The organism is Ottowia oryzae (assembly GCF_003008535.1).
GTDB lineage: Bacteria > Pseudomonadota > Gammaproteobacteria > Burkholderiales > Burkholderiaceae_C > Ottowia > Ottowia oryzae.
The window spans coordinates 1,061,646-1,087,626 of sequence record NZ_CP027666.1 but is presented as its reverse complement, the minus strand read 5'-3'; the positions used below and the strand labels follow the sequence as shown (position 1 = coordinate 1,087,626).

Annotated in this window: 31 protein-coding genes; 3 read left to right on the top strand and 28 right to left on the bottom strand. The window is 68.0% G+C overall.

Features of this window, described 5'->3' with window-relative positions; genetic code table 11:
* Positions 1-97: 97 nt before the first annotated feature.
* From pssA to C6570_RS05110, 3 genes are all read right to left on the bottom strand, one after another.
* A complete protein-coding gene (pssA, locus tag C6570_RS05120; RefSeq protein ID WP_106702264.1) occupies positions 98-730 on the bottom strand; it encodes a CDP-diacylglycerol--serine O-phosphatidyltransferase in 633 nt (210 codons plus the stop codon).
* Positions 731-800: 70 nt separating this feature from the next.
* A complete protein-coding gene (gshB, locus tag C6570_RS05115) occupies positions 801-1,778 on the bottom strand; it encodes a glutathione synthase (protein ID WP_106702263.1) in 978 nt (325 codons plus the stop codon).
* Between the two features lie 66 nt (positions 1,779-1,844).
* Positions 1,845-3,038: a benzoate/H(+) symporter BenE family transporter gene (locus tag C6570_RS05110; RefSeq protein ID WP_106702262.1), complete on the bottom strand. Its 1,194-nt coding sequence runs from the start codon at positions 3,036-3,038 to the stop codon at positions 1,845-1,847.
* Positions 3,039-3,220: 182 nt separating this feature from the next.
* On the opposite strand from C6570_RS05110, the gene C6570_RS05105 reads away from it, so the two are divergent.
* Positions 3,221-4,444, top strand: coding sequence for a CaiB/BaiF CoA transferase family protein (locus C6570_RS05105; protein WP_106702261.1), 1,224 nt, complete (start codon positions 3,221-3,223; stop codon positions 4,442-4,444).
* A 324-nt stretch (positions 4,445-4,768) separates the two neighbouring features.
* Here C6570_RS05105 and C6570_RS05100 read toward each other — a convergent pair whose 3' ends face one another.
* The 6 genes from C6570_RS05100 to C6570_RS05075 all read right to left on the bottom strand — a co-directional run bounded on the left by C6570_RS05100 (position 4,769) and on the right by C6570_RS05075 (position 15,918).
* Positions 4,769-5,533: a DNA adenine methylase gene (locus C6570_RS05100; RefSeq protein ID WP_106702260.1), complete on the bottom strand. Its 765-nt coding sequence runs from the start codon at positions 5,531-5,533 to the stop codon at positions 4,769-4,771.
* Between the two features lie 150 nt (positions 5,534-5,683).
* Positions 5,684-6,382 carry a hypothetical protein gene (locus C6570_RS05095; protein ID WP_123812210.1) on the bottom strand — a complete coding sequence of 233 codons (699 nt, stop codon included), beginning with the start codon at positions 6,380-6,382 and terminating at the stop codon, positions 5,684-5,686.
* 2 nt (positions 6,383-6,384) lie between these two features.
* Positions 6,385-6,966 carry a hypothetical protein gene (locus C6570_RS05090; protein WP_106702258.1) on the bottom strand — a complete coding sequence of 194 codons (582 nt, stop codon included), beginning with the start codon at positions 6,964-6,966 and terminating at the stop codon, positions 6,385-6,387.
* Positions 6,963-8,606 (bottom strand): carboxypeptidase-like regulatory domain-containing protein, encoded by a 1,644-nt coding sequence (locus C6570_RS05085; protein WP_106702257.1) that lies wholly within the window; start codon positions 8,604-8,606, stop codon positions 6,963-6,965. The genes C6570_RS05090 and C6570_RS05085 overlap by 4 nt, the downstream gene beginning before the upstream one ends.
* A complete protein-coding gene (locus C6570_RS05080) occupies positions 8,603-11,788 on the bottom strand; it encodes a hypothetical protein (RefSeq protein ID WP_106702256.1) in 3,186 nt (1,061 codons plus the stop codon). The genes C6570_RS05085 and C6570_RS05080 overlap by 4 nt, the downstream gene beginning before the upstream one ends.
* 62 nt (positions 11,789-11,850) lie before the next feature.
* Positions 11,851-15,918, bottom strand: a complete 4,068-nt coding sequence (locus tag C6570_RS05075; protein ID WP_106702255.1) for a tape measure protein — start codon at positions 15,916-15,918, stop codon at positions 11,851-11,853.
* Positions 15,919-15,947: 29 nt separating this feature from the next.
* Here C6570_RS05075 and C6570_RS05070 point away from each other — a divergent pair, with 29 nt between their 5' ends.
* Positions 15,948-16,205 carry a hypothetical protein gene (locus C6570_RS05070; protein WP_106702254.1) on the top strand — a complete coding sequence of 86 codons (258 nt, stop codon included), beginning with the start codon at positions 15,948-15,950 and terminating at the stop codon, positions 16,203-16,205.
* A 75-nt stretch (positions 16,206-16,280) separates the two neighbouring features.
* Here C6570_RS05070 and C6570_RS05065 read toward each other — a convergent pair whose 3' ends face one another.
* Genes C6570_RS05065 through C6570_RS05000 form a run of 14 tightly spaced genes read right to left on the bottom strand, consistent with a single transcriptional unit; the run spans position 16,281 to position 23,507 of the window.
* Positions 16,281-17,072: a phage tail tube protein gene (locus C6570_RS05065; RefSeq protein WP_211297647.1), complete on the bottom strand. Its 792-nt coding sequence runs from the start codon at positions 17,070-17,072 to the stop codon at positions 16,281-16,283.
* 34 nt (positions 17,073-17,106) lie between these two features.
* A complete protein-coding gene (locus tag C6570_RS05060) occupies positions 17,107-17,367 on the bottom strand; it encodes a DUF7210 family protein (protein WP_106702253.1) in 261 nt (86 codons plus the stop codon).
* A gap of 23 nt (positions 17,368-17,390) precedes the next feature.
* The gene (locus tag C6570_RS05055; protein ID WP_106702252.1) at positions 17,391-17,915 is read right to left on the bottom strand and encodes a hypothetical protein; all 525 of its coding nucleotides are present in this window, start codon (positions 17,913-17,915) and stop codon (positions 17,391-17,393) included.
* A gap of 3 nt (positions 17,916-17,918) precedes the next feature.
* Positions 17,919-18,407 carry a hypothetical protein gene (locus C6570_RS05050; RefSeq protein ID WP_106702251.1) on the bottom strand — a complete coding sequence of 163 codons (489 nt, stop codon included), beginning with the start codon at positions 18,405-18,407 and terminating at the stop codon, positions 17,919-17,921.
* A 3-nt stretch (positions 18,408-18,410) separates the two neighbouring features.
* A complete protein-coding gene (locus tag C6570_RS05045) occupies positions 18,411-18,935 on the bottom strand; it encodes a hypothetical protein (RefSeq protein WP_106702250.1) in 525 nt (174 codons plus the stop codon).
* Positions 18,936-18,939: 4 nt separating this feature from the next.
* Positions 18,940-19,158, bottom strand: coding sequence for a hypothetical protein (locus C6570_RS05040; protein WP_106702249.1), 219 nt, complete (start codon positions 19,156-19,158; stop codon positions 18,940-18,942).
* Positions 19,159-19,160: 2 nt separating this feature from the next.
* Positions 19,161-19,622, bottom strand: coding sequence for a phage tail terminator protein (locus C6570_RS05035; RefSeq protein WP_106702248.1), 462 nt, complete (start codon positions 19,620-19,622; stop codon positions 19,161-19,163).
* The gene (locus tag C6570_RS05030; protein ID WP_106702247.1) at positions 19,619-19,936 is read right to left on the bottom strand and encodes a hypothetical protein; all 318 of its coding nucleotides are present in this window, start codon (positions 19,934-19,936) and stop codon (positions 19,619-19,621) included. The genes C6570_RS05035 and C6570_RS05030 overlap by 4 nt, the downstream gene beginning before the upstream one ends.
* Before the next feature lie 6 nt (positions 19,937-19,942).
* Positions 19,943-20,446 (bottom strand): phage protein Gp36 family protein, encoded by a 504-nt coding sequence (locus tag C6570_RS05025; RefSeq protein WP_106702246.1) that lies wholly within the window; start codon positions 20,444-20,446, stop codon positions 19,943-19,945.
* Positions 20,447-20,462: 16 nt separating this feature from the next.
* Positions 20,463-20,804 (bottom strand): capsid cement protein, encoded by a 342-nt coding sequence (locus C6570_RS05020; protein ID WP_106702245.1) that lies wholly within the window; start codon positions 20,802-20,804, stop codon positions 20,463-20,465.
* The gene (locus C6570_RS05015) at positions 20,801-20,992 is read right to left on the bottom strand and encodes a hypothetical protein (protein WP_106702244.1); all 192 of its coding nucleotides are present in this window, start codon (positions 20,990-20,992) and stop codon (positions 20,801-20,803) included. The genes C6570_RS05020 and C6570_RS05015 overlap by 4 nt, the downstream gene beginning before the upstream one ends.
* A gap of 2 nt (positions 20,993-20,994) precedes the next feature.
* Positions 20,995-21,339: a hypothetical protein gene (locus C6570_RS05010; RefSeq protein ID WP_106702243.1), complete on the bottom strand. Its 345-nt coding sequence runs from the start codon at positions 21,337-21,339 to the stop codon at positions 20,995-20,997.
* Between the two features lie 2 nt (positions 21,340-21,341).
* Complete coding sequence (locus C6570_RS05005; RefSeq protein ID WP_106702242.1) at positions 21,342-22,271, bottom strand: hypothetical protein; 930 nt, start codon at positions 22,269-22,271, stop codon at positions 21,342-21,344.
* A 39-nt stretch (positions 22,272-22,310) separates the two neighbouring features.
* Positions 22,311-23,507 carry a peptidase gene (locus tag C6570_RS05000; protein ID WP_106702241.1) on the bottom strand — a complete coding sequence of 399 codons (1,197 nt, stop codon included), beginning with the start codon at positions 23,505-23,507 and terminating at the stop codon, positions 22,311-22,313.
* Positions 23,508-23,585: 78 nt separating this feature from the next.
* Here C6570_RS05000 and C6570_RS04995 point away from each other — a divergent pair, with 78 nt between their 5' ends.
* A complete protein-coding gene (locus C6570_RS04995; RefSeq protein WP_123812209.1) occupies positions 23,586-24,113 on the top strand; it encodes a hypothetical protein in 528 nt (175 codons plus the stop codon).
* Here the strand turns inward: C6570_RS04995 and C6570_RS04990 are convergent.
* From C6570_RS04990 to C6570_RS04970, 5 genes are all read right to left on the bottom strand, one after another.
* Complete coding sequence (locus C6570_RS04990) at positions 24,076-24,510, bottom strand: Mor transcription activator family protein (protein WP_106702239.1); 435 nt, start codon at positions 24,508-24,510, stop codon at positions 24,076-24,078. The two genes, C6570_RS04995 and C6570_RS04990, sit on opposite strands and share 38 nt — an antisense overlap.
* 2 nt (positions 24,511-24,512) lie before the next feature.
* A complete protein-coding gene (locus tag C6570_RS04985; protein ID WP_106702238.1) occupies positions 24,513-24,947 on the bottom strand; it encodes a regulatory protein GemA in 435 nt (144 codons plus the stop codon).
* Positions 24,948-24,949: 2 nt separating this feature from the next.
* Positions 24,950-25,180: a hypothetical protein gene (locus tag C6570_RS04980; RefSeq protein ID WP_106702237.1), complete on the bottom strand. Its 231-nt coding sequence runs from the start codon at positions 25,178-25,180 to the stop codon at positions 24,950-24,952.
* The gene (locus C6570_RS04975) at positions 25,177-25,533 is read right to left on the bottom strand and encodes a hypothetical protein (RefSeq protein WP_123812208.1); all 357 of its coding nucleotides are present in this window, start codon (positions 25,531-25,533) and stop codon (positions 25,177-25,179) included. Before C6570_RS04975 ends, C6570_RS04980 begins: the two co-directional genes overlap by 4 nt.
* A 144-nt stretch (positions 25,534-25,677) precedes the next feature.
* A complete protein-coding gene (locus C6570_RS04970; protein WP_106702235.1) occupies positions 25,678-25,950 on the bottom strand; it encodes an HU family DNA-binding protein in 273 nt (90 codons plus the stop codon).
* Between the last annotated feature and the right edge of the window lie 31 nt (positions 25,951-25,981).

Sequence of the window (25,981 nt, the reverse complement as noted above, 5' to 3'; positions counted from 1 at the left end):
GGGCGTCCATACAACGCGACTTCGATCAAGCACATTGTGTGCCCGCCCCGAACAGGCGCGCCGGATGGAGCGCGGCGCCGCAGCCGCCCTGCCGTGGCTACAGCTTGGGAATGCGCAGGCGGCTGATCATCAGCGAGCCAGACAGCGCATACAGCAGCACCAGGGGGTGCAGCGTGAAGCCGCCGATGCGCATCGAGCCACCCCACAGGTCAGGGCCAACGGCGCCCACCGCCGCCGCCCACCACAGCAGAAACACCAGCGCGATGGAGGTGGGGATGGGCGTGCCCTCAAAGTACTTCACCTTGCCGCCCTCGCCCGACAGTGCCTCGGCCGTGACGTTGAAGCGCGCGAGGCGTGAAACGCCACACGCCACAAAAAAGGCCAGCACCACGCGGTCCCACAGGCCCTGCATGCCGCAACCATAGGCGATCAGCGCAGGCGCCACACCGAACGAAATCACGTCGGCCAGCGAATCCAGCTCGCGCCCCAGCAGCGATGATTTTTGCCGCCAGCGCGCCACGCGCCCATCGAACACATCGAACACCAGCGCCGCCAGCACCAGCGCACACGCGTAGTACGCGTGCTGCACCGCGCCGGTCTGGATGAAGGTGATGATGGAGAACATCGAGCCCACACCGCACACCGCGTTGCCCAAGGTGAACCAATCCGCCAGATGAAACTCGCGGATCATGGAAAACGGCTTGCGCTTGGTGTCGGTTGTGGTGCTCATCGTTCAATAGGACGGCGCGCAAAAGGGCCGCCGCGCCCCGAAGTGTGACAGGGTGCAAGCCCCGCGCCTGTCAGCCGAGGCCGCGTGTGCCTGCGCTGACGTGCGCCGCCGCATGGCGCTCGACCGCGTCGATGAACAGAGCAGCCACGTCGCAACCGGTTTGTTGGGTGATCTCCTGGAAACCGGTGGGGCTGGTGACGTTGATTTCGGTCACCTTGGTACCGATGATGTCCAGCCCGATCAGCAGCAGCCCGCGCGGCGCCAGCACCTGGCCGATGGCGCGCGCCGTGGCGCGGTCGGTATCGGTCAGCGGCTGTGCCACGCCCTTGCCGCCAGCGGCCAGGTTGCCGCGCACTTCGGTGCCTTGCGGGATGCGCGCCAGGCAGAAAGGCACGGGCTCGCCGTCGATGATCAGCACGCGCTTGTCGCCCTCGGCGATCTCGGGCAGGAATTTCTGCACCATCAACGTGATGGCACCGTGGTGGTTCAGCGTTTCGATGATGCTGCCCAGGTTCAGCCCGTCGGCTTTTACGCGGAAGATGCCCATGCCGCCCATGCCGTCCAGCGGCTTGCAGATGATGTCCCCATGCTCGGCATGAAAGGCGCGCACGTCGTCGGCCGAGCGGGTGACCAGCGTGGGCCCGATGAACTGCGGGAACTCCATCACCGCCAGCTTTTCCGGGTGTTCGCGCAGCGACGCCGGTTCGTTGATGACGCAGGCGCCTTCGCGCTCGGCCTGCGACAGCAGGTGCGTGGCGTAGATGAACTCGGCGTCGAACGGCGGGTCTTTGCGCATCAGCACCGCGTCAAATTCGCGCAGCGCCACTTCGCGCTGCCCGTTGACCGTGTACCAGCGCTCGGCGTCGCCGGTCAAGGCGATGTCGCGCACACTGGCCATCACCGGCTGGCCGGTCTGCCAGCGCATGTCGCGCGGCTCGCACACCGTCAGCGCATGGCCGCGCCGGGCGGCCTCGCGCAGCATGGCGAAGGTGGTGTCCTTGTAGATCTTGAAGTGGTCTAGCGGGTCGGCGATGACGAGCAGGTTCATGGGGCAAATCCAGGTTCACGCGCGGCCAGCGCACACCGATGCGGCCAGCCGGGCCGCCATCTTGCCCTATCGCGCGCCGCCCTGCCCGCCAGCGGGCCGACGCCCCCACTGCGCCACCAGCAACGCCAGCGCACCAGCCACCACGCCCCAAAAGGCCGAGCCAATGCCCCACAGCGTCACGCCCGACAGCGTGACGAGGAAGGTGATCACGGCGGGCTCGCGGTGCGCCTCCTCCTTCACCGCCGTGACCAGACCGTTGCCGATGGTGGCCAGCAGGGCCAGCCCGGCAATGGCGGCCACCAGCTCTTTAGGGAAGGCGGTCAGCACGCCGGTGACCGCCGCGCCGAACAGCCCCACCAGCACGTAAAACGCCCCGCAGGCGACCGCTGCGGTGTAGCGCCGGCGCGGGTCGGGGTGAGCCTCTGGGCCCATGCAGATGGCGGCGGTGATCGCGCTGAGGTTGAGCGCGTAGCCGCCAAAGGGCGCCAGCACCAGCGTGGCGAGGCCCGTCAGCGTAATGATCTTGCTGATGGGCATGTCGTACCCGGCTGCGCGAATGGCCGCCACGCCCGGCAGGTTTTGCGACGCCATGGTCACCACGAACAGCGGCAGCGCCAGGCTGACCACCGCCTGCCAGCTGAACACCGGCGTGGTCCACACCGGGCGCGCCCATTCCCATTGCACGGCCGACCAGCCCACGCGCCCTTGCGCCGCCGCCATCGCAATGCCCACCAGCAGCGTGATGGGCACCGCGTAGCGCGGCTGCCAGCGCTTGCCCAGCAGGTAGGTCAGCAGCATGGCGATCACCAGCAGCGGCGCAGTTTGCGCGGCAGAAAACGCCGACATGGCAAAGCGCGCCAGCACACCCGCCAACAAGGCCGAGGCGATGGCCATGGGGATGCGGTTCATCACCCGGGCGAACCAGCCGGTAGCGCCAGCCACCGTGATCAGCAGCGCGCAGACGATGAAGGCGCCCACCGCCTGCCCCATGGAATAGCCCACGCCAGCGGTGGCCAGCACGGCGGCGCCGGGCGTGCTCCAGGCGATCATCACCGGCTTTTTCAGCCACAGCGAAGGCAGCGCCGTGGTCAGGCCCATGCCCAGGCCCAGCGCCCACATCCACGAGGTGATTTCCTGCGGCGTGGCGCCAAAGGCCTGCGCCGCCTGAAACACCAGCGCCACCGAGCTGGTGAAGCCGACCAGCACCGCGACGAAGCCGGCCACCACGGCCGAGACGCTCAGGTCCTTGAAAAATTGCATGGTGAAGGCGAATACGTAAGCGAGGGCGCGGCGCCCACCGCGGGCGCCCGGCACAGCGCAGCAGCGCGCGGCCCGGCGGATTATCCGCGCGCAGCGCACCCCGCACTGTCGCCCCGAGGGCACGGCGCCGCCCAACGAATGACAGAATGCGGCGCGCCCCGCCGACCAATCTCTTCAAGCCGATGACCCACACCCCAGCCCCCAGCACCCCAAGCACCCCCGCAGCACTGGCCGGCGTGCGCGTGATTGAAATGGGCCAGCTGATCGCCGGGCCGTTTTGCGGCAAGACGCTGGGCGAGTTTGGCGCCGAGGTGATCAAGATCGAAGCGCCCGGCGCCGGCGACCCGCTGCGCAACTGGCGGCTGTTGAAAAACGGCACATCGGTGTGGTGGCAGGTGCAGTCGCGCAACAAACGCTCGGTGGCGCTGGATTTGCGCCAGCCCGAGGGGCAAGCCCTGGCGCGCCAATTGGTGGCCGAGGCCGACGTGCTGGTAGAGAACTTTCGCCCCGGCACGCTGGAAGGCTGGGGCATGTCGCCGGCCGAGCTGCATGCGCTGAACCCGGGGCTGATCATCTTGCGCATCTCGGGCTACGGGCAAACGGGCCCGTACCGCGACCTGCCCGGCTTCGGCGTGATCGGCGAAGCCATGGGCGGCCTGCGCCACCTCACGGCCGAGCCCGGCCGCGTGCCGGTGCGCGTGGGCGTGTCGATCGGTGACACGCTGGCGGCGCTGCATGGCGCCATCGGCGTGCTGGCGGCGCTGTACCACCGCCGCGCGCACGGCGGGCCGGGCCAGGTGATCGACGTGGCGCTGCACGAAGCGGTGTTCAACGTGATGGAAAGCCTGTTGCCCGAATACAGCGCGTTTGGCGCCGTGCGCGAGGCAGCGGGCAGCGCCCTGCCGGGCATTGCGCCCAGCAACGCCTACCCCTGCCAGGACGGCTGGGTGCTGGTGGCGGGCAACGGCGACAGCATCTTCAAGCGACTGATGACCGCCATTGGCCGGAATGACCTGGGCAGCGCACCCGATCTGGCCGACAACGCGGGCCGCGTGGCGCGCGTGGCCGAGATCGACGCCGCCATCGGCGCCTGGACGGCGCAGCGCAGCGTGCAGGCGGTGACCGAGGCGCTGTCTGCCGCCCGCGTGCCAGCGGGCAAGGTCTACACCGCCAAGGACATCGCCGAAGACCCGCACTACCGCGCACGCGACATGATCCTGCAGCAGCCCACGCGCGACGGCTACACCGTCGAAGTACCGGGCATCGTGCCCAAGCTGTCGGTTACCCCCGGCACGGTGCGCAGCAGCGCGCCGCACGTGGGCGACGACACCGACGCTGTGCTGGGCGAGATGGGCCTGAGCGATGCGCAGATCGCCACGCTGCGCAGCAAGGCGATCATTCAGTGAAGGCGCTGCCGGCCTAGCTCTTCAATAAGAAATCGGCCTCTGGCGCACGTCCCACCAGCGCCAGCAGCTATCATTTTTGATGTATTCGGTGAAATGATTGCGACGGCCATGCCCTGCAGGCGCTCGGTCTAGACTAGGCTGACGGATCGCCCAGAAAGAACCGCCTGTGTTGCGCACTGCATCGCACGATGGCCGCCGACGATTGACCGATGATGAAGCGCGCCGCGATATTTGCAGCGCTGCAAGCGAGATATTCCCGCCAGGTTCCGCTTTCGACGTGTGCAAATGAATTGCTGGCGGGGAAAGTAGCTGCGCCTGCCTCGGCTAGAAGTTCTGGATGATCAGCTCGCCAGATCGCTTCCCGGCGCGCCCTTTGCCGCCCACCTGGTAGGTCAGCTCCACCCGCTGCATCTGCAGCCCGGCGAAGGCCTGGCGCATCTCGGGGATGTCGTTCACGGACACGATCATCTTGCCGGCCATGGTCTTGGCCAGGGCCGCCAGCCGGTCGTATTCGGCCAGCTCGAAGGGCACGCCGTAGCCGGCGGTCGACCAGTACGGCGGATCGCAATAGACCAGCGTGCTGGGCCGGTCGTAGCGCTGGATGCACTCGGCCCAGTCCAGGTGCTCGACGTACGTCCTGGCTAGGCGCAGGTGGGCGGCCGACAGGTCTTCTTCCAGGCGCAGCAGGTTCAGGCGTGGGGGCGCGGTGGCTGCCACGCCGAAGGTCTGGCCGTCGACCTTGCCGCCGAACGCCGAGCGCTGCAGGTAGTAGAAGCGCGCCGCGCGGTGAATGTCGGTGAGCGGCTCGGTGGGCGTGGCCTGCAGCCATTTGAAGATCTGGCGGCTGGACAGCGCCCACTTGAACTGGCGCACGAATTCTTCCAGGTGGTGCTGCACCACGCGGTAGAGGTTGACCAGCTCACCGTTGATGTCGTTGATGACCTCGACCTTGGCCGGCTCCTTCATGAAGTAGAGCGCGGCCGCGCCGCAGAAGGGCTCGACGTAGCAGGTGTGGGCGGGAAACAGCGGCAGGATGCGCGCGGCCAGGCGGCGCTTTCCGCCGATCCAGGGGATGATGGGTGTTGCCATGGATGCAAGCCTCTTTCACTGTCAGCAATTGCTGGTAGGCTCGACGCGCTCTCGCGAGAGTGGCGGGTCTTTGCCGGACTTGCAGGCTGTTTCTGCGGGGATGGGGCTGCCGTTGGTGTTCCCGCACCTTCGGCAGTCGCCCGTCTTTTTTTACCTTCGCGGCGGGCCGCACGTGGCGCACGGCGCGGCGGGTGGCCGCCGGGGCGTGTGCAGGTATTGCGGCTCAAAGCCCAGCGCGCGGCTGTTGCGCGCCCTGTCGGCGGGGGTGAAGGTGTGGTGGACCGCTTGCCGGTGCTCGCGCCAGAAGCGGCCCACGATGGGCAGATGCACCGGCTCGCGGCCGGGCGGGATCGGGGCATGAACCCCGGCCAGGTGGGCCAGCAGCACGCCCTCGGCGCCGACGTGGCAGGCGCGCAGCGCGGGCAGCGCCGGCGCCAGTACCGATCGGCGGATCAGCACCACGCCGTGGCAATACGCGCCCGTGTAGTTGCGGTGGCGCCGCTGGTCATAGCCCTCGGGCCACACGGCCGCGCGGCCGATGGGGGTCAGGTCAGCGCCGACGCGCTGCTCGCCCGCCCATGCGAAGGGCGCGTCGGGCTTTTCCTGCAGCGCCTGCAGCAGCTTGGCGAAGACGCCCCCCATGATCCGGTCATCAGGGTCGGCAAACGACACAAAGGGCGCGTCGCCCAGCGCAAAGCCGGCGGCGCGCGCGGCGCCGATCTGGCCGGGGATGCCGGCGATCCAGTGCTGGCATACCGGCTGCGCGGCCAGGTCGCGCTCCAACTCTGCACGCCACGCCGGGTTGTCGCCCGGCAAGGTCAGCACGTGACAGTCGATCAATGGCGCCATGCTCATCCTCCTATGGGCGGAAATTGGTAGTTGCCGCCCCACAGCACCACGCGCAGGATGATCGTGCCGGCTCGCGCGCCGCCGCACGAAGCCGTGGCGCGCAGCTCGGCCCACACCGGCGCGTCGTTCGGCCCTTGCACGCGCCCCGGCAGCACCAGGATGCGCAGCGTGCCGTCCTGCACCTCCACCTCCATGCCGTCCCACCAAGAAGGCGGGTAATCCGGGTCGTTGGGCAGCGGCGGGGCCTCCAGGGTCCAGCTCCAATCCACCCCGGACAAAGAGGGTCCGACCAGCACGGCGCGCCAGGCTTGCTCGTCCGGGTAAGACCACTCGCTCGGCATGTCGCAGTAGCCCGCCGTGATGCGCCAATCTTGGTAAACCACCTGCAGCAGCTGGGCGCTGGCCGACCAATGGGGGCCGTCTATGCGCGGCGTATCCCGAAAGAGCGCGGCCCCGCCCACTTCGCAGTTGCCGCCGGACTTTGCCGGCGCCGGCACCTCGGGCCGCATCTGCATCTCCAGCTCGACCTTGGCGCCCAGCGTGCGCTGCGCCTCCTGGGCGGGGAAAAACCGGCGGCGGCTCATATCACCACCACCGCCTCTGCGGGCGGGTAGCCGTCCGACTCGATCAGCAGCACATGGCGGCCGCGCACGACGGGGAAAGAGACGCGCCCAGCGGCGTTGGCGATGCGGGTGACGCCGCCATCCAGCGTGATCCGCGCGCCGGGCAGAGCGTTGCCCTGCTCGTCCCGGGCGGTGAAAATGATCTCGTTCGCCCCCACTTCGACCGTGATGCCGGGCTGGATGACCGGCTCGAACGCCGTGGACAGCTTGGTCGTTTCGATCACCGGCACCGCACCCACAGGCGCCTCGGCCGTGCATTCGAGGGTGGCGGTGGACAAATCGAGCCGCGCGGCCAACAGCCGGTGCCGGCCGGTGATGGGCGCCAGCGGGTGCGCCAGCTCGGCCCAGGCGCCGGTCTCCACGTCGGCAAACGATTGCTGCCAGCTAACGCGCCAGCGCGGCCTGGCCAGCCAAGCCAGCATGCGCTGGCCCAGCGCTTCGGCCTGGCGCGGCGTGCGCAGCCAGGCGGCGTTCCACTCCAGCTCGAGCTCGCCATAGTCCCGCGCGGCTTCTGGCGCGCGCAGCTGCACCGCGCGCCGGTAGCGGCCGGCTGCGTGGTCGTAGTCGTACAGCACGCGCAGAACGGTGAAGATGCCCGTGGCCTGCGTGGCGGCCTGCAGGCCGGCCGCCGTCAGGGCGTCCACGCGCTGGGCCGGCGCCACGTCATCGGGCAGCGGTGGCCAGGTCAGCGCCACGCCCGGCATCGCCGCCGACCAGGCGCTGCCGGCGGACTGCATCAGTTCATCGACTGCCGCGCGGATCGTGATCGTGTTGTCGGCCACCAGGCCGCCCAGCACCACGCCTGCGGTCTCGGTGCGGTAGTCGTCCAGGTCGGCCCACTGCACCGGCGCGCCGGCCAGGTTGGCCAGCAGGTCGAACAGAATCTCCGCCGGCGTCTGCAGCGGGCGGCCCGTGTCGGGGTGCATGCGCCCGCGCAGCGTGACGGCCAGGCGCTCGCCATCGGCCAGCGGCTGCGCCAGCTCGAGGAACGACACGGCGCGGCCGGTGCTGTCCACCGCGTTCTCCCACGCATAGGCTACCGTGGCCACGTCGTCGCGCTTCACTTCATCCACGCCGGCGATCGGGTGGTCCAGCAGCAGGAACACGCGCTGGTCGGCGCTGTACTGGATGGGCGTGACGGTCACCGCGCCCCAGCCCCACGGCAGCACGCGCACCTCACGCCAGCCGCCCCAAACCGCGCTGGTGCGCAGGGGCACGTTGTCCGACAGCGGGCGATCCATGCCCGCTTCCAGGCTCACGCGCACCGACGCGCCCATCTGCAGGCCCGTCACGATGCCTGCAAACAGCACGCCGCCCTCGGTCAGCACGCGCGCGGCGCGGCGCATCGGCGGGCGCTCGGCCCACAGCCTGGTGAGCGCTCCGTCGGCGTTGTCCAGCTCGACATCCATGCTGCTGGTGGGCGCCGCCTCGATGCCGGGCACCGACAGCGGCCGCTCGATCGGCGGCAGCGCCTTCAGGGCGCGCACCACCAGCCCGCCCAATGCGGCCGCGCCTTGGCGCTCATGGGGCACCAGGTTGACCGTGGTGCCGTCGGGGCCGCCGTCTATCTGCAGCCAGGCGTTGGCCAGCGCGGTGCTCATGCGGCGTAGACCGGGTCCAGCTCCAACGCGGCGGACATATACCGGTGGCCGTCGTCGTCGGCCTGGTATTCGTTCTTGTCGCCGACCTCCAGCGCATCGGCCTTGAAGCGCACCAGGCAAGCGTCTTTCGCGTGCTGAAAATGCGGCACGAACAGCAGCGGCTCGTCCGCCTGTTGCGCCCAATCGAGCAGCGCGAACAGCTTGACCACGTCGGCCTCCAGCAGGCGGCTGGCAGACCAATCATTGCTTGACCAGCCCAGGCTCCAGCCTTCGCCCACGCCCGCGTACATGCTGGCCGCGTTCCAGCCGTCGCCGCGCGTGGCGGCCCATTGGCGGCGGCGCTGGCAGCTGCTGGCGTGGTGGTCGGTCAGCATGGGCTGGCCGGCCCAGATCCAGCCGATGTGCCCGCCCTCGGCGTTGGCGACCGTCAGGCGAAGGTAGCGCGCAATCGCGCCGAACATAACCACGCTAACAGCGCGCGACATGTCCATCACCAGTGGCGCCGACCACGCGGCGCCATCGGCGGACAGCGCCACCGTCACGCTGGCGCTGGCGGGCAGCCCATAGCGCGCCAGGCCAACGGCGCCCAGCGGCTGCGGGGCGCCGAAGTCGATCAGCATGGTGGCGGCCGGGCCGCTCCAGCCCCAACTGGCGGCCTGCGCGCTCTGCACATGGCTGGCCGCCCAGGGCTGGTGCACCAGAAACTGGTAAGCGTCCCCCGGCACAAACGACGGGGCGGCGCCGGGGTCGAAGTGGGCCGTGATGCCATCGGCCAGCGGCGCCTGGCCATCGGCCGGGATGTCCGCAGGCGCTGTCCACACGCTGCCGTCCTTGCGCCAGCGGAACTGGCCGGCTTCCACCGCCAGGCTGAAGCTGTCGCCCAGCGCGAAAGGGATGCCGCCGGGCGCCATCTGCAGCGCCACGCCGGCCGCGCCATAGGGCGGCACCGCCGTGCCATCGGTGGGCACCACGTAGTCTGCCAGCGCACCGGCCGCGCGGGCGGCCACGCGCCAGCGCTGCTCATCGGTGCCGTCGACCCCGCCGGCCAGCCAGGCGGGGCCAGCGCCGATGGTCTGTATAACCGCCTCGTCGCCCACTTTGTAGGGCTTGTCGCCGTCCACGGATTCGATCCGCACCGTGATCTCATCACCAATCTTCAAGCGCTCAGGGCACGCCGCCACCAGGCCGAAGCCAAACTCCATGGTGCTGTAGGCCCTGCCGGTCTCAGGGTCGCGGCGCGCGCTGATGTACGGCTGATTGGTGAAGGCGGGCAGGTAGTGACCCTCCGGGTCGGCCCACCAGGCCGAGTCACCGTGGTCGATCCAGCAGCCGCCCGCATCTGCGCCGCTGGAATCAGATTTTGGGACGATGCCCGCCAGCGTGCGGCAGTGGTCCATCCGCGCCGTGTAGCGCCGCACCAGCTGCTCCACCGCGTTCGACAGTGTCTGCGGCATCGGCGTTTCGGAGATGCCGCCTGCGTCGGGCCTGTAGGCGCTGGGCAGCGGGGTTTGGGCGCCAAAGGCGGTGCCCGCCGTCGCCTGGTCGGTCAGGTGCGGCACCGCGTCCGGCAGGTTGGCGCCGGCGTAGTTGTTGAACGCCGCTCCGGCCAGGTCGACCATGTCGGCCTGCATGTCGGTGAATGCGGCGTCCCACTCGGCCAGCGCCGCGGCCGCTTCGAACACCTCTTGCAGGCAGTCCGAAAACGCGCGCGTCACCGCGTCGGCGTAGTCCAGGTCCTTCGGCGGGACGTAGTACTTGGAAAAGTTCGATTCGTGAAAGTCCGACCGCCAGGCGTACAGCCCGGTTAAACGGCTTTGAACGGCGGCATCGAGCGCCATGGCCTCGCCTCCTGTCGTGTCCAGCCCCAGGCATTTCAGCGACAGCCGGGGCGTTGGCATGTCGTTGCAGCTGCAGTCCGGCGGCGGCCGCAGCTGATAGCGGAAGGTGACGTTGCGCGCGACCGCATTGCGGCCCAGCCGGAACGGCCGCAGGCACACGCTGGGCAGCCCCTCGGTTTCTCCGCGCGAGATCGGTGTGAAGGTGAAGCTCCAGCGCCCGCTGCCCACGGCGGCGGGGTCGATCCGGGGCACCGTGAAGAGCGCGGCGGCGCTGGTGTAGGGCACGCCCGTGGTGGCCACCGGCAGCGCGCCGGAGACATCGCCAAAAACGCTCCAGCGCTCGGCGCCGGCAATATCGTCGTTGATGCAGCGCACCGTCACCGCCTGCGTGGGCGCGCCGCCAGGCACGGCCACGTCCGCAATGGCGGCCGTCTTGCCCGACAGGGACAGCAGCCAGGCCTGCGTGCGCAGCGGCACGTCGATAGACGCCTGGCCGCCCACCACGCGGTCAGCGGCAACCACGCCGGCCACCTCGACCAGGGCCGACGCCTGCAGCGCCAGCAGCAGCTGGTAGAAGCTTTGAATCTCGGGCTGCGCGGCCGTGGTGTCGCCAAAGGTCTCGGTGGTGATGCCGTCGGTCACGGTCACTACATAGCCGCCGGAGACGGACAGCACCGGCGTGCCCGCAGGCACATTGCGCTGCAGCGCCGGCGAAAGCCCAAACTGCCAGTCGCCGTCCTTGTACTCACGGAACGGCCGGTAGACCTGCGGATCGGCGCCAAACACGATGCGGGGGCTGTTGCCGTCCAGCTCCTGCTTGGCGTTGAGCGGCAGGCCGCCGAAGTCCCACTGCACGCCCGACTGGCGCGCGGTGCTGCTCGACCACTCAGCCAGCAGCGCCCAATTGGTGGCGCTGCGGGTCAGCTGCGGCTCTACGCTGATGCGGATGCTGTTGCCCGGCGCGCCGGGCGTGCGCGCGCGCAGGCGCACTTCGCGCACATCCAGGCCCGCGTGCTCGGTGGCGATGCCCAGGTCATACAGGGTGAGCGTGAACGACTGCAGCGCCGCGGCCGCGTCGACGCCTTGCACCAGCAGCTGCCCGTTGCCCACGCCCACGAACTGCGGCACCGACGCGCGCGGTATGCCGCCTGCGGCGACCACCTCCACATCAATGCGCGCGGCCTCGTGCCCGGTGTAGGCGCCCGCCAGGCGCGCCCGCCCGCCGCCCAAGCGCTGGGCGGCAATGCGCTCAAGGGCGGTGCTGGGCCGGACGCTGCTGGCCGTCAACGCGGCCGTTCGCACCAGGTTGTCGCGGCCAGAGAGGTAGCGCTGAACGGAAGGCATGGCCGCATGGTGCCGGCATGCCCGCGCCTGGGCCAATTAAAACGTTTTACATTCGGCGCGGATCACTGCGCCAGACGGTCCATCTTCTTCAATACGGGCACCAGCTTGCGGGCCAGCTGCACCGGGTCATTGATTCCGTTGGCGTTCACCGTGATGTTGTACGTGGCGCTGCCGCCGGTGCCGGTGCCCGCACCGATGCCGCCACTGCTGCTGTCGCTGCTACCGCTGCTGCCGCCGCCACTGCGCTCGCCGCCCGCGTTGCTGGCCTTGGCCTTGCGCTGTTTCTCTTCCTTGGCAAACACCTGGTCGAGCAGCACCAGCTGCTCGTTGTATAGGGCGATTTCCTCGCGCAGGCGCGCGGCCTCCTCATCGTCCTGGCGCAGCATGGCCCGCTTCAATTCCAGATCCAGAAGAGCGCGCTGGCGCAGGATATTGGCCTTGTCGCGCTCCATGCGCGCGCGGGCGACTTCTTCCTCGGTGCCGTCCAACTCGACAAGCCGCAGGCGCAGGTCTTCCACGCCGCGCGCCGCGCCGTTGCCCTGGTCCTGCAGCTGCTGCTGCTGGCGTGCGAGCGCCTCCATCTGGTCCACCAGTTGCGCGTGTTCGCGGCGCATATCTTCGGTGTTCTTGTTGGCGTTGTAGACCAGCTCGGCCATTTCCGACGAGTAGCGGCTGGCGGCCGCGGTGGCGTCGATCCATGTGCCCTTCAGCTCGCCGAGCGCCGCGTTGTGGGCGCGTGCCTGCGCGACCAGGTCACCGCCCGCCTTCCATGCCACGTTGGCCATGCCGTCCATCTGCTCGGCCGCGCTCTGTGCTGCCGCGCCGACGGCCCTGGTGGCCTCCTCGGCCTTCTTCATCGATTCGATGATGGATTTGCCCGCGTCGTCGGTCTTGATGGCGAAGCCGTGCGCGGCCGCCTGCGACTGGATGGCCGAATCGGCGACGCCGTTGTTGGCGGCGATGGCGGCCTCCGCCATGGCTTTCCAAGCCTCGTTGATTTCGCGCGGGGTGGCGGTGCCGCTTGCCTTCACTTTGTCGAAGGCCTCCTTGGCGGATGCGGCCAGCGCCTTCAGCTCGGCCTGCGGCTTTACGCCCAGCTGGCGCAGGGCCTCGCCCAGGCTCTGGATACCGGGCAACTGGTCTTCAATGGTGGCGCGCTGCTTGTCCAGCGCCTCCTGCGTGCGCTTGATGCCGTCGGCACTGAGCTTGCCCGCCGAGCCCAGGGCCTTGAGCTGTTTCTCCAGCTCGGCCACGGCCTCCAGGCTGTCGGCTTTTGGAATGGCGGCCATGAAGGCCATCTCTATCGCGCGCGCCGCCTCTGTGGTTTTCACGCCAGCGGCTTCGGCAGCATCGGCCACCAAGCCAACCGAGTTGATGGCCTCTTGAGCGCCTTCGCTGATCTTCCCCAGGGCCTGCGCAGCGTTCACGCCGAGACGCGAGAAACTGGACGACAAAATCTGGTCATTGGCCTCAGCCAGTTGCTTTGCCGTGATCACGCCCGTGCGGGCTGCTTCCTGCAAATTGGCTCGCAGCGCACCCAGCTCGCCTGTGCTGAGCTTGGCCAGTGCCTGCTGCCAGGCCTCGCCCACCTGCTTGGCCGTCAGGGTTCCTTTGCTGCGAAGCTCCTCCATCGCCAACACAAACCCGCTGCTGCCCCGCACGTCCTTGAACTTCAGCTGCTCGGCCAGCTTCTTGATGGCGTTTTCCGTCTCGCCCGCCGCGGCGTTGGCATTGTTGAACGCGGCCACGATGGTGGTGGCGTCGGCCGCCGCCATCTGCGCCACCGTGTCCTTCACGGCCCCGGCGAGCTTCTTCTGCGCCTGCTCTGCCGACAGGTAGCTGCCGCTCGCCTGGTCGAACACCAACTTCCCGGCGGCGACCGCGTCGTCCAGATCCTGCATGCTCTTGACGACCACGCCGGTGGCATCGGAGATGGCCTTGAGCTTCTTGGCCTTCTGATCCTCAAGCTGGTTGATGCTGGCCTGAATGGCCGCATGCTTGGCCAGCTCGGCCCGATAGGCGCCGTAGTTCTTGATGATCCCAGCGACTTGCACGGCGAGATTGGCGGCCACCACGGCAACGCTCGCCAGGCCCACCTTCGCGGGAATGGACGCGGACGCGATCTGCTTGAGCGCGCCGGCCGCACCCTCGCCTTTGACGATGACGCCGGTCAAGCCAGCGGCCACTTCAGCCAACTTCATGCCAGCGTAAGCCTTGGCGGCCAGGGTGATCACCGGCGCCATTGCGCGCAGCACGCCGATGACGCCTTGCGCCGCGTTGGCGATGTCGATGAAACCCTTGCCAATCTTGGTCGCCCACTGCTGCAGTTCGCCCGTGGCCTTCAGCCGGTCGAATTCGGCCAGCAGGCCTTGGATCTGCTCCGTCAGGTACTTCAACACGCCGGACTGCGCCACCATGTTGAAAAACTCTTGCAGTGCATCCTGCGCGCGCTGCACCGCACCGGCGTACGAGGCCATCAGGTCGGCGCTGGCGCCGGCACTCGCGCTGCCCATGGCGTCGAGCAACTTCAAGATGACGTCGCGGCCTAGAAGCCCCGCTTCGGACAGCTTCTGCAGCTCTTGAACGTTCTTGCCCGTGGCCTTGGCCAGCAAGTCCCATACGGGCACACCGCGCTCGGCCAGCTGCAGGATTTCTTCGCCCTGCAGCTTGCCCTTCGTCCACGCCTGACCCAAGGCCAGCGTCACACCTGTAAGCGCTTCCGTGCCGCCCCCCAGCTTGGCGGCTGTGTCGGCGATGGCGAGCATCTGCTCGCGCGTGGGCTGCAGGCCGAAGGCAGACAGTTTTGCGTACGCGTCGGTCAGGCCCTGCACATCGAACGGCGTGTCCTGCGCCAGCTGCTTAAGCATGGCCATTGCCTGGCGGGCCTTGTCGGCGCTCCCCAGGATGCCGGTCAATCGACGCTCCAGCTGCTCAAAGGCGCTGCCCGTGTCGAGCACCTTCTTGCCGAGCTCTCGCAGCTCGTTCAGGCCCACCATGGCGCCTGTCCATGCCAGGGCCTTGTGCGCCGCCGCGCCCAGCTTGCTGCCGGCACTGGTGCTGGCGTTGCCCAGGGCGTCGATGGCCTTGGACGCGCCGCGTGAGTCGCCCTCTACGCCCCGCATCTCTCCGCGAAGGGCCTCAATGCGGCGCTGTAGCTCTGCGCTGGCCCGCGCCGAATCCTCCGGCAGCAGCTTCTGGCCCTTGAGGCTGCGCATGGCTGCTTGCAGCCTCTCGATCTCGGCGGTGATCTGGGCGACGCCGCGCATCCCCAACTGCTTGAACGTCGCTTCCAGGGCGGGCCCCAGGCTGTCGGCCTCGGCGTGCATGTCGCGCACGACGGCCACGTATTCCTGGGCTTGCCGCTCAGCCCGCTTGAGCGAGGCCACCAGCTCGGCCTGCTCATCGCTCAGGCCCTGCGTGCTGATGCCGGCGGCGTCCAGCGCCTGGCGCGCTTGCGTGAGCGAGCGGTTCTGATCGCCCAGCACGCCGCTTAGCTGGCCGGCACTCTGTACCGAGCGTGCGTACTCGTCGGCCAGGGCCTTCTCCGCCTGCGCGGCGGCACGGCTTTCCGCCGCTGCGGCCTTGTTGGCAGACGCGAGCGCCTTGACCTGCTCCGCCGAGCGCTTTTGCTCATCCACCAAGACCTTGAGCTGAGACGCGCTGTCCTTGATTCGCTCGGCGTACACCGCACCGCCGTCGCCGCCAGACTGGAGCGCCTCGCGCTGCTGGCGCAACTCCGCGCGCGTCTGGGCTACGGCATCCTTCAGGGCCTTCTGCTGGTCGCGCGCGACCTCCAGGTCGCGGTTGGCCTTGGCCTGCGCTGCAGCGTTCTGTTGGGTGGCCTGGCCCGCCTGCGCCAGCTCGGCGGCGAGGCGATCGACGTTGGCCGCCGCTTCATCCATCGACTTGGCCGTGGCGGCGACCTCTCGGCGCAGCTCGGCAAACGTATCGACCGCGCGCGCCTGCTCGTCCATTTCGCGCAGGTTGTCGGCCAGTTCCTGGAACTTCGGCGCCGCCTCGCCGCCTTCCTGCGCGAGCGCCTCCAACTCGGAGACGATTTCCTTGATGCCGTCCGCGCCCTTGGTTTCTGCCTCAAGCAGCAGTTTGGCTTTTAGCTCTTGCGTTGCCATGTCGAACCTTTTTGAAACACAATCGGGGTATGAGCTCTTTTCTGATCGCCGCCCTGGGCGCCGCCGTTGCGCTCTTGCTGACCCTGATTGACCCGTCGATGCGCAACGTCCGGGCCATCAAAGTCGGCGCGGTGGCAGCGCTTGCGGCTTCGGCGGCGGCCATGCTCTGGCCGTCCTATGCAGTCGCCCTTTTTGTTGCTGCATTCACGTTGGCGCTGTTCTGGCTGTTCGCACAAGCGCTGTTCTGGCCCTTCCGGTTACTTGGCCAGCTGCTGCGCGGCGAGTAAGCCCGCCACAAAGCAAAACCCCGCCCAGGCAGTGCCCGGCGGGGTTCTTTTTGCCCAGCGCCAGGGCGTGACTGGTCAGGGCGTAGGCGCCGAGATCAGCTCAACGCGGCCGAAGCCTGGGGCAAATTGAGGGTGGAACTGCAGCTCCGACGCAAACAGCGCCTGGCCTTCCAGCTGCAGCTCGGCGTTGTCGTCGCCGATCCAGCTGAAGTCGCCGCCCATTGAGAAGTTGATGCGCGGCACCGTGACGCGCGCGCGCTGCCCCTTGCCGTTGATGCCGCAGAAAATCAGGCCCATCTCGACCAGGCCGGTCTTGAAGATGCTGAAGTGCACGTGCGGCTCGAACTCGTAGTCGGCTGTCGCGATGGTGGCCGCGCCGGGCAGCGCGATCACGCGGATGCGGCCGGTGGCGGCGTCTTCCACCGCGTAGTGGGTGTTCTCCACCAGCGGGGCGGCAGCGCTGTCTGTCAGCACCACGTTCTTCACGTTGGGGTAGCGCAGGAAGATGAAGTCCCCAACGGCCGTGGTGGGAGCGATGGGCTCATCGGTCACGGTGCCGGCAGCCACGGCGGTGGCTTCGCCATAGAAGGCGGTGGCCATGGCGCGAGAGTCGAACTGGATGGCAGTGAGGCCCACGCCCAGCTCGCGCGAGCTGATGCGTGACGCGAGCACGGCGCGCGCGCCCGTGCAGGTTTCGTTGATGTTCTCGGTCTCGATTTTCGGCGTCGTGGTCAGCGCCGAGGTGCCGCAGCCGATCTGGTAGACCTTCGTCAGATTGCCCATGTCAGGGCGGCCTGCGGCGGCGTCGTACTTGCCCAGAAAGACGGGCCCTTGGCCGTCCCACATCATTTTTTCGTCGAGCAACATGGTTTCAGTTCCTTTCGTGTTGCGGGTTGGTGGGTCAGGCCTTGGCGGCCTTGGCGGTGGCCTTGGCGCGCTGGTCTGCGGCCACAGCGGCTTCGACCTCGCGCATGTCTTGCACGGTCTTGATTTCCGACGGCAGGGCCGGCAGCGCCTCGCCTTTTTTGACGGCGATTTGCTTGGCGATCAGCCAGGCGGCCTGGTCTTCGCGCAGCGTGAGCACGTCGCCGCGTTCATACTCGCGGGCGCCGTGAACGTGCTTCGTTGCCAGGGTGACTTCGGCTTTCTTCGGCTCGGTCATTTGCAGTTGCTCCAGGGTTGGGCTCAGAAGAGCTCGTTAAAAAAGAGGGGGTTGGGCACGCCGGCAGGCAGGGTGTAGTCGACGTCGACCCAAAACTTCTGCCAGTACAGCGTGGCGTAGCTGGTGCCCAGCGAGAGGAAGTTGTTGGCCCACTCCAGCCCGCTGCCGCGCAGCGCTGCGGTGTTGATGCCTCTAGCTGCCAGCTCCGATGCGGTCACGCTGGCCGTCCACTGGCTGAGCGACGTCGGCACCGAAGACTGGTTGGTCTTGAGGATCGAATCGCCGTTGTAGATTTCGAAGCTGTAGAAGGCTCGGATGTTGGTTGCGCTGGCCAGTGCGAGCACCTGGGCGCGCAGGCCGCTGACGATGGCGCTGGCGGGCAGCGCACTCATGTCGATGCGGAACGTGCCGCCCAGGCCGGCGTACGTGCCAATGCTGTCGGTGTGTGTCGCCTCGGTGCTCGTGTTGCCGAGCACCTTGCTCAGCTCTGAAGCAGAGAAGGCGGAGGCGCTGAGCACCTGCGTTGGATAGAACGACAGCGTCGGCATGGATCAGGTGGCGTTCAGCTTGGCGACGCCGCAGTAAAGGAACGAACCGTCCGAATAGAAGGACAGCAGCGTGCGACCCCCGTTGGCGGTATTCATGGCAGGCTGCGAAGCAGCACCCACCCAGAAGCTGACGGGGTTGACCGACACGCTGAGGCCCGCGCTGGCCATCGTCACCACGATCTGGTAGTTGCCAACACCCGGAGTGGTGATCTGCAGCGTCGTGTTGACCTGCACGTAGACGTGCACCTTCTGTCCGTTGGCGAAGTTGACTGGCGTGCTCGACGTGTTCGCGATGAGCTGTTGAACCGCCTCGAACCGGGCCGACCCGCTGATTACCGGCGCTGCGAGCGTCTTGTTGCCCAGCGTCTGCGAATCGCTTGTGCCCACGACAGCGCCCGAAGGCGGCGTCTTGGCCGCCCACGGAAGCACCGATTTCATGTCTACGCCGATGGCCTGCAGCACGGCGCTCAGGCGCTGGGCAAGGGTTGCCATGGCTTAGGTCTTCGCGGCGTTGTAGGCGGCGACCAGGTCGGCGTCCGGGTTGCCGATCTCTGCTGCCCCATAGGCGGCGATGTTGGCGCGCGCCTGCGTTTGCTGCGGCGCCGTCAGCGCTTGTGCGGCGTCGTAGCGCACGCGGTTGGCGATCTCGCTGGCCAGCGTGGCCGCGAAGTTTGGATCGTTGTTCAGCGCGGCGGCCAGCTCTGCCAGGGTGTCCAGCGCGGCGGCAGAGCCGTTGACCAGATCGTCCTTGACGGCCTGCTTTGCCAACTCGATCGAGTCAAAGATTTTGTCGGCCGACCACGTGGCCGTGGTGTCGCCATTGCCCGCGCTGTCGTTGATTGGCGCGCCGCCGGCGCCAGACAGTGCGTCTATTGCCGTTTTCAGCTCGTTGATGGCGGCAACCAGGTTGGCCTTGGCTGCCGTAGTCAAAGCCGTCATCGCGCCCTGGTTGAGGTTAAGGGCCTTGATGTCTGCGCCCACGGCCTGGGCCAGGGCGATGATGCGTTGCTCTTGGGTCATGGAATCAGCCTTTCGCGAGGATGTAATAAGCGAGGGGGTCAGGGATCAGGTTGTCCAGCACATGAAGGCCGCCGTCGCTGCCCTCACGGATTCGGTTGTCGGGGTCGGCGCTGATCGCCGGCGCGTTGCCGCCGCCGCCGGGCCCGCCCTGCGGGCCGCGCACGCCGACCACGGTGACCACGGTCAGCCGGCCGTTGTTGGTGATGTGGGTGGTGATGGCCATGCCTAGCACGCGTTCGATATGAAGTTGATGGGGCAGTCCCACGCCAGGGGCAGGTAGAAGTGCCCATCGTCAAAGCCAGGGTTGGGCGCGGCGGCCAGGCGCAGCGGGCCGTTGCCGAACGCCTCGTCCTTGTCGTTCTTCAAGGTGTGCCGGTACAGCGCCTCCACGACTTGACTGGCCAATGGGCCGGCGGCCTGGCGCGCATGAAAGCCTTGCTCAATGTCGGCCACGTTGCGGGCAACCACCACGGTGATCCAGCTTTGCACCACGCGCACCACCGCAGGCACCTTGGTGTCTTCGGTGCGGTAGCCGTCGTACACCACGTGCACGGCAGGCGTGGGCTGCTGCTCGCCCGCGATCTTCGCCAGCTCCGCAGCGGACAGCACATGCACGTCGTCGGGCAGCACGGCCTTGAGGCGCGCAATGATCAAGGGCTCGGCGCCCAGGAAGTTGTTGGGGTTCATCGCGTCTCAGGCTCCAGAACTTGCAAGGCGATCGACTCGGTGGAGAAGACCCGGCCGCCCGCATCGGTGTAGCGAACGTCCATCGTCATTCCGCCAACTGGCCACTGCTCGGTCTGCGCTGCCGATGCGGGCAGCAGGTAGCGGCCCGCCAGCGGCGCTGTGATCTGCACGGCAAACCGGTGCACGACCTGCTTGGCCGGCGCGCGCACCCAGCTCTCGATGTGCCAGCCTGTGATGTTCAAAGGCTGGCCGCTTTCCTGCACAACGCATTCCAGCTCCAGGGTGTCGCCGCGCTTGATGGTGATGGTGTTCATGCGGCATCAGTACCTGTCCCAGTCGATGGTCTTGCAGGCGGCGCTGCTCACCATGCGGCCCGGCGGCTGCGGCGTGGCGTTGTCGGTGGCGCCCAGGGTGACGCGGCCATCGGCCAGGTCGCGCAAGTACTTCTCGGCCCATGCGGTGTTGCGATCCGTGTCCTCAGACAGCGAAGCACCCATGAGGCGGCGATAGGCGATGGTGGCCACGACGGTGGGCAGGTCTGACCCGCTGACCAGGTGCGCAGGCAGCGGCAGCTGGCCCTGGTAGCGCGGCTGAATGTAGGTGTCGGCATGCCGGCTGGCGCGCTCGAGCGTGTCTGCAACGAGCGCCAGGCCACGCTGCGCCAGCTCAAGCACGTCCGCTGCCACGCCCACCACGCTCTCGCCGCTGTACAGCGCGCGCAGCGTTTCGCCCGCTACGCGGGCGTTCTGCACCGCGCGCTGGGCAATGTCGTCCCAGCCGCGCGTGGCGACGCGGGCGACATCGGCGACAGTGGCGTAGGCCATGGCTGGTCAGCTCTCGTCAGATGCCGCGAACGATCGGAATCAGCTCGCCGGCCGCCGCGGCCGCGGCCAGCGCGTAGCCGTTCGAGACGCCACCGGCCAGGGTGATGGCGCGGCCGTCCGCATCGCCCTGCACCTGCGCACCGCGCGCCACTGCGGCGCCGGCCTCGACAAGGATCACGCCGTGCGAATCGACCGGCATGGCTTCGCCGGCAGCGGCCGTCACGGGGTTGGTGCCCAGCGCCTTGGCGCCAGCGGCGGCGGTGTTGCCGTCAAAGCCGATGAAGCGGCGTTCCTTCGTAATGGCAGCGGCGGCGATGACGGTGAGCGTCAGCAGCGGGTGAAAAGTGGGTTTGCTCACGAAGGGCTCCTGGGGGTTTCGGGTACGTTGGTGGGGGGCAGATCGGGCAGCGGCTGCAACATGCCGGACGCCAGGCCTGGGGCGGCCTCGGCATCTGTCAGGTGCACCACGCGCGGCAGGTCGCAGCAGCCCGAGGGGCGCAGGCGGTAGCGCTTGCGCACGGGCTCTGGCGTTGCAGCCTGCGTCATGGTCAGGCGCGCTTCACATCGCCACGCTGCAGCAGCACGGCGGCGGTGTCGTCGTCCAGATCCAGCGCGGCGCCTGGCTCGTAGGTGCGGCTGATGCGCTGACCTTCGGCGTCTTTGGTGCCGTACCGAATGCGGCGCAGCGCCACATAGCCGACGACAGCACCGGCTTGCTCTGGCGCCGGGGGATCGCCGGCCCCACCCGGCGTCGCGCTGGTGGCGGCGCCGGGGGCAGCTTCGCTCTCGGGGGGTGTGTCCGGGGCAGGCGCAGCGCTGGGGCGCGCGGCGTCATCAGCGGGGGCGGCGGCAGGCGCCGGCGCGTTGGCGGGGGTTTTCCTGGCGGCGGCCATGGTCAGGCGTTCGTGTTGGAGATCAGGAAGCCCGCACCTTTGGACAGCACGAAGGCGTCATTGATCTCGGTTGCGCGGATGAACTCGACCTTGCCGCCGCTTTGCGCGTCGGGGTAGCGGTCGACCTGCGGCCAGCCTTGCTTGACCAGCGTGTAGCCGAAGCTGGGCACGCGGTAGCTGCGCTGGCCATCGACCTCACGGGCGGTGTAGGTCAGGCCCATGTTGTCGCCCCAGATGTCGGTGACGGTTTCGCCATCCGTGCTGGACACGGCCTTGCCAACGACCAAATTGTCGACGCGCAAGAAGCGCTTGAGCTCGTCGTCGGTCAGGATGCGGTCTTTGTTGGTGGACAGCAGGCCCACCAGCTGCGGGTGGCGCAGCAGCGTCAGGTAGGTGCTGTACCCCATCCACAGCGTGTTGGGCTCGCGCACGATCTGCGAGCGCACGGCGGCCTTAGCGTCCAGCACCACGCCGAGCGGATCGCTGGCCGGGTTGGTGAACTGGTCAGCGCCGGCCAGGGTGATCGTGTTGCCAGGCACGTAGGTGGCCGGGTTCTGCACCATGCGCGCAACGCGCAGCTCATGGCCCAGGCGCAGGATTTCCATGGTGTTGGCGGTCTCGACCGCGTCGATCTGGAAATCGGCCTCTTGCTTTTCACGGTAGTCCAGGCGCGTGGCGATGTCGTACTCGGTCAGCACGTAGTCGATGGTTTTGACGCCCTCGGGGTCGCGCACGTTGGTGGCGCCGCGAATGGCACGCTCGGTGCGGTGTTCGATGAACTGAGCCTTGCCGAACAGCGGCACCTTTCCGCCTTCCTTGGTCACGGGGACGCGCGGCAGGATCGAGTCGGCGATGAACTCGTCGTTGATGTAGCCAGCGGCCAGATTGGTGAGCACCGCATCGACGATGCGAAGTTGTTGCAGACGGGACATGCTGGGAAGCTCCTGAGTGGTTGGTTTGCGGCGCCGCGCTTACTTGGTGACTGCGGCGTAGGCGACGGCGTACGTCACCTTGTGCGCGGCCATGTAGGCGCGAATCTTTTTGTCGAGCTCGATGCTCTCGGGGTCGACGCCTTCGGCGTACTCGACCTCCGGTGCGCCACCATCAGCGCTGCCTGCGCGGCCGCGCGTGGCCTGCTCGCCGAACTCGACGCTGGGCTTGAGGCCCTCAAGGAAGGACTTGAACTGGGCATACAGCGTGGTCTTCCCGTCGCCCTCGCCGAACATCACGGGCGCATCGCCCGGGGGATGGATGGCATCGGCAATCGCGACGATGCGGGCTTTGTCGGCCTCGGGCACCTTGGCCTGTTCGATCAGGGCCTCGGCAAAGGCCGTGTGCTCTGCGGTGCGCGCGGCAGCGGCGGCTTGCGCATCGCGCGCAGCGGCGGCCACAGCGGCCTCATTGGCGGCGGTCAGCTGCGCCTGCAGCTGGGCGTTCTTCTCGCGCAGCTGCGCGGCTTCCTGTTCGGTCACTGTGGACTCCTGTGGTGGTGGGTTGCTGGGGGCGGGCTCGCCTTCGGCGAAGGCCGGCAAAGAGGAGGAAGGGGCGCGGTGGCTGGCGACTTCTTCCTGTGCGGCCAGCTCCAGCTCGCGCACGTCGTAGTTGGGCAGCACCTTGTCGGCTTCTTCCAGGCCGAACTTGCTGACGATCCAGTCGCGCAGCTGTCGGAACAGGTTGGCCTGCGTCATGGGCGTCCAGTCGCCGAAGGCCACGCCCTCGGCAAAGCAGACGCTGTCGGCGTCGGCCTCGGCAAACTCGGGCGCTTCCAGGCCCTTCACGCCGGGCGGCTGCGCGCCCAGCACGCCGATGTGGCGCAGGTACCAGGTGCCCGGCACCGGGTTGTTGGCAGCGTCGGGGCGGTAGAACTTGGCGCTGAGGGCGCCCCAGCGGCCCGCGCGCACTTCTTCGGCGAAGGCGGGGTCTACCTTGGAGGGCAGCGCGTACAGGCCGCGCTCATTGGCCTGCAGCGCCTCGGCCCAGCCTTGGGCCGGCGCGTCGATGGCGGGATGCCCCTTGACGATGGGGGCCTTGTGAATCTTGGGGTTGTAGGCAGCGGCCGTGGCGGCAATGTCCGCCTCGCTGAACTCGATGGCCTCGCCGGCCACGGTGATGTGGCGGCCGGGCTTGAAGATGTGAAGCGCCTTGGCGGCGGGGGCTGCTTGCTGCATACCCGCCATGGTCGGCGGGCAGCGTCAAAGGGGCGATCTAAAGCGCTTTAGTATTTCTAGCGGTCAGGCAAGCCTTGGATGAACACCGTGAGCGAAAACACACCACCTACCCAGCGTCTGGTTGCACGATCATTCCGCCCCGTGAATTTTGGCCGGCCGGAGGCTTATAGCATTGCCCCCACAGCCCACATTCTGCAGAAGGCGAGAGACGCGCTGGCGCGCGAGGACTTCGACGCGGCGGTGATATGGAGTGCGACAGCGGTGGAGGTGGCGTACGTCAATAAGCGCATTGAGCTGGAGGCTCTCGATCCGGATGAAGGACTTTCCATGGTGGAGGTCATCAAAGGGCGCCAGGAATTGCTGGAGAAGATCAAGACCCTTGCGAAACTGGCGGGAACCAACGTTGGCCGGTGCAGGCATTGGCAGGATCTGGAGCCCGCCTTGAATTGGCGCAACCGAGTGATCCATCGAGGCACGTCGGTTGTCCCGCAGACTGCGCGGCAGGTTCTGGACACGGCAGAGGGAGTCTGCGAGTTCATCCACGGCCTGCAGCGGCCGGCGCAGCCGGCTAATCCAGCCCCGGCAACAGACCCTGGCGGCGCGTGAACTGCTCCCGCTGCCAAGCGTCCACGATCTGGCGCACGCGCATTTCTGTCAGGTCGAACTCTGCCGCGAGTTGGCGGTAGTTGTTGCCCGTAAAGCGGTCGCACATTTGGCGGTCTCGGGCCGACAGGTACATGGCCACGCCCTTGGCCAGGTAGATGGCGCGGCCGCCTTTCTCGCGCGCCAGGTGCTGCAGCTGTAGCGCGGCCATCCGTGCCAGGCGCTGCAGGTCGGCAAGCCAGTCGCCTGCCGGCTGCTGTTGGCCGGCGCGGCTGTCTTCCAGCGCCAGGGCTTCATACAAGCACAGCGCAACGTCGCGCATCTCGTCCGTCAAACCGGCTGGCAGCACCGCGTCCAGCACGGCGGCCTCTGCGGCGGTGAGGTGCTTGCGCATTCCCATGGCTATCGGTCTCCCCAGGCCTTGAGCGCTTCGATCAAGGTGTCCAGCTGCGGGCCGGTACAAAACCGCAGGGCGTCCACGCCCACTTGGCGCTTGACCCACGCATTCAGCGCGGCGGCGCTCGGGTTGTCGACCAGGCCGTCGCGGTGCAGCTGGTGCCACAGCGCCCACACCTTGCGCTCGCGCGGACTGGCATCCGCCTTGGCCTTGGCAAATGCCGCATCGGCCAGCGGGCGCTGGCGCGTGGCTGGCTGCTCAATGCCCATGTGGGCGGCCAGGCGCTGCAGGTGCTCGCGCACGGTGCGGCGTTGCGCCTGCGTCATGGCCTTGCTGCTGCTGTGGCCTGTGAGCTGGATCAGCAGCGCGCGGTAGTCGTCATCAGACAAGCTCAGCTTGCCCTTGAGGACGTGGATGGCCCTGATGTGGTCGGTGCTCATGGTCAGCCCAGCAGCAGCGGCCCAAGCCACCAGTTCCACAGGCCCAGCAGGCTGCACAGCAGAAAAACCCATTGCTGCACGTGCAAGGCCCACTGCGCGCGGCGGGCGCTGACGAGCAGCCAGGCCACGTTGCTGATGACGAAGGCGCCGAAGCCCCAGCCAGGCAGCGCTGGCATGGCCAGCAGCAGCGCGCCCAGGATGCCGAACGTGGCGGCGATTGTGGCGGCGCTCATGCCGGTGCTCCCAGTTGAGTAAGTGAGAGCCGCTCGGCAGGCAAGTCCAGCGTTTGCGCCAGCAAGCCGCCGTCGGCACTGCGCGACACGGCCAGCAGCTGGCCGGTGCGCGCGGCCAGGCCAGTGGCGGTGTAGGCGTGGCCGGCGTGGCGCACCTGGCCACCCGCGTAGACCTTGCGCAGAAACCAGCCGGACGCCACCACGCCCCTGCTGGCCTTGTAGCGTTCCCACGCCTGCAAGACCTTGCGGGGGTCGTCAGGCCAATACCCCTGCCGCAGGCGCCCAACGGAGCCTTTCGACAGACCCAGCACGCGGGCGGCTTCGCGCCCCGGCAGGCCGGCGACGAACTCCATCAAATCTGCGGGCGCGGAAATTAGGCCCTTGGCGCATTTTTCGGGCTGGGGTGCGGCATTGGTACCAACCGGGCAGTGATCGGCGCCCACACCCCGCCCCAAATCGCCCACAGTCGCGCTTGCGTACATGTGCAGCATCCCGATTCAGTTCAGCGCGTCTTTGAGCGCCTTGCCGGCCTTGAACTTGGGCACCTTGCTCGCCTTGATCTTCACGGCGGCGCCGGTGCGCGGATTGCGCCCGGTGCGCGCGGCGCGCTTGCCAACGGCGAAGGTGCCGAAGCCCACCAGAGAGACGGCGCCGCCTTTGCGCAGGGTGGTCTTGATGGCGCCCAGGGTCGCTTCCAGCGCGCGGCCGGCGTCGGCCTTGGAGAGGTCGGCGTTCATGGCGATGTGTTCGATCAGTTCAGTCTTGTTCACGGTTGGCTCTTTCGATGGTTGGTGTTGAAGC

Coding starts and splice junctions, on each gene's coding strand:
- C6570_RS05090 (WP_106702258.1), bottom strand. CDS start 6,966: ATGAGCCGCCGCCGGTTTTTCCCCGCCCAGGAGGCGCAGCGCACGCTG.
- C6570_RS05030 (WP_106702247.1), bottom strand. CDS start 19,936: ATGAACACCATCACCATCAAGCGCGGCGACACCCTGGAGCTGGAATGC.
- C6570_RS05070 (WP_106702254.1), top strand. CDS start 15,948: ATGAGCTCTTTTCTGATCGCCGCCCTGGGCGCCGCCGTTGCGCTCTTG.
- C6570_RS05100 (WP_106702260.1), bottom strand. CDS start 5,533: ATGGCAACACCCATCATCCCCTGGATCGGCGGAAAGCGCCGCCTGGCC.
- C6570_RS05075 (WP_106702255.1), bottom strand. CDS start 15,918: ATGGCAACGCAAGAGCTAAAAGCCAAACTGCTGCTTGAGGCAGAAACC.
- C6570_RS05010 (WP_106702243.1), bottom strand. CDS start 21,339: ATGGCCGCCGCCAGGAAAACCCCCGCCAACGCGCCGGCGCCTGCCGCC.
- C6570_RS05080 (WP_106702256.1), bottom strand. CDS start 11,788: ATGCCTTCCGTTCAGCGCTACCTCTCTGGCCGCGACAACCTGGTGCGA.
- C6570_RS05050 (WP_106702251.1), bottom strand. CDS start 18,407: ATGGCAACCCTTGCCCAGCGCCTGAGCGCCGTGCTGCAGGCCATCGGC.
- C6570_RS05040 (WP_106702249.1), bottom strand. CDS start 19,158: ATGGCCATCACCACCCACATCACCAACAACGGCCGGCTGACCGTGGTC.
- C6570_RS05060 (WP_106702253.1), bottom strand. CDS start 17,367: ATGACCGAGCCGAAGAAAGCCGAAGTCACCCTGGCAACGAAGCACGTT.
- C6570_RS05055 (WP_106702252.1), bottom strand. CDS start 17,915: ATGCCGACGCTGTCGTTCTATCCAACGCAGGTGCTCAGCGCCTCCGCC.
- C6570_RS05085 (WP_106702257.1), bottom strand. CDS start 8,606: ATGAGCACCGCGCTGGCCAACGCCTGGCTGCAGATAGACGGCGGCCCC.
- C6570_RS04995 (WP_123812209.1), top strand. CDS start 23,586: ATGAACACCGTGAGCGAAAACACACCACCTACCCAGCGTCTGGTTGCA.
- C6570_RS05005 (WP_106702242.1), bottom strand. CDS start 22,271: ATGTCCCGTCTGCAACAACTTCGCATCGTCGATGCGGTGCTCACCAAT.
- C6570_RS05110 (WP_106702262.1), bottom strand. CDS start 3,038: ATGCAATTTTTCAAGGACCTGAGCGTCTCGGCCGTGGTGGCCGGCTTC.
- C6570_RS05045 (WP_106702250.1), bottom strand. CDS start 18,935: ATGACCCAAGAGCAACGCATCATCGCCCTGGCCCAGGCCGTGGGCGCA.
- gshB (WP_106702263.1), bottom strand. CDS start 1,778: ATGAACCTGCTCGTCATCGCCGACCCGCTAGACCACTTCAAGATCTAC.
- C6570_RS05105 (WP_106702261.1), top strand. CDS start 3,221: ATGACCCACACCCCAGCCCCCAGCACCCCAAGCACCCCCGCAGCACTG.
- C6570_RS05095 (WP_123812210.1), bottom strand. CDS start 6,382: ATGGCGCCATTGATCGACTGTCACGTGCTGACCTTGCCGGGCGACAAC.
- C6570_RS05065 (WP_211297647.1), bottom strand. CDS start 17,072: ATGTTGCTCGACGAAAAAATGATGTGGGACGGCCAAGGGCCCGTCTTT.
- C6570_RS05000 (WP_106702241.1), bottom strand. CDS start 23,507: ATGCAGCAAGCAGCCCCCGCCGCCAAGGCGCTTCACATCTTCAAGCCC.
- C6570_RS04975 (WP_123812208.1), bottom strand. CDS start 25,533: ATGGAGTTCGTCGCCGGCCTGCCGGGGCGCGAAGCCGCCCGCGTGCTG.
- C6570_RS05035 (WP_106702248.1), bottom strand. CDS start 19,622: ATGAACCCCAACAACTTCCTGGGCGCCGAGCCCTTGATCATTGCGCGC.
- pssA (WP_106702264.1), bottom strand. CDS start 730: ATGAGCACCACAACCGACACCAAGCGCAAGCCGTTTTCCATGATCCGC.
- C6570_RS04985 (WP_106702238.1), bottom strand. CDS start 24,947: ATGAGCACCGACCACATCAGGGCCATCCACGTCCTCAAGGGCAAGCTG.
- C6570_RS05015 (WP_106702244.1), bottom strand. CDS start 20,992: ATGACGCAGGCTGCAACGCCAGAGCCCGTGCGCAAGCGCTACCGCCTG.
- C6570_RS04980 (WP_106702237.1), bottom strand. CDS start 25,180: ATGAGCGCCGCCACAATCGCCGCCACGTTCGGCATCCTGGGCGCGCTG.
- C6570_RS05025 (WP_106702246.1), bottom strand. CDS start 20,446: ATGGCCTACGCCACTGTCGCCGATGTCGCCCGCGTCGCCACGCGCGGC.
- C6570_RS04990 (WP_106702239.1), bottom strand. CDS start 24,510: ATGGGAATGCGCAAGCACCTCACCGCCGCAGAGGCCGCCGTGCTGGAC.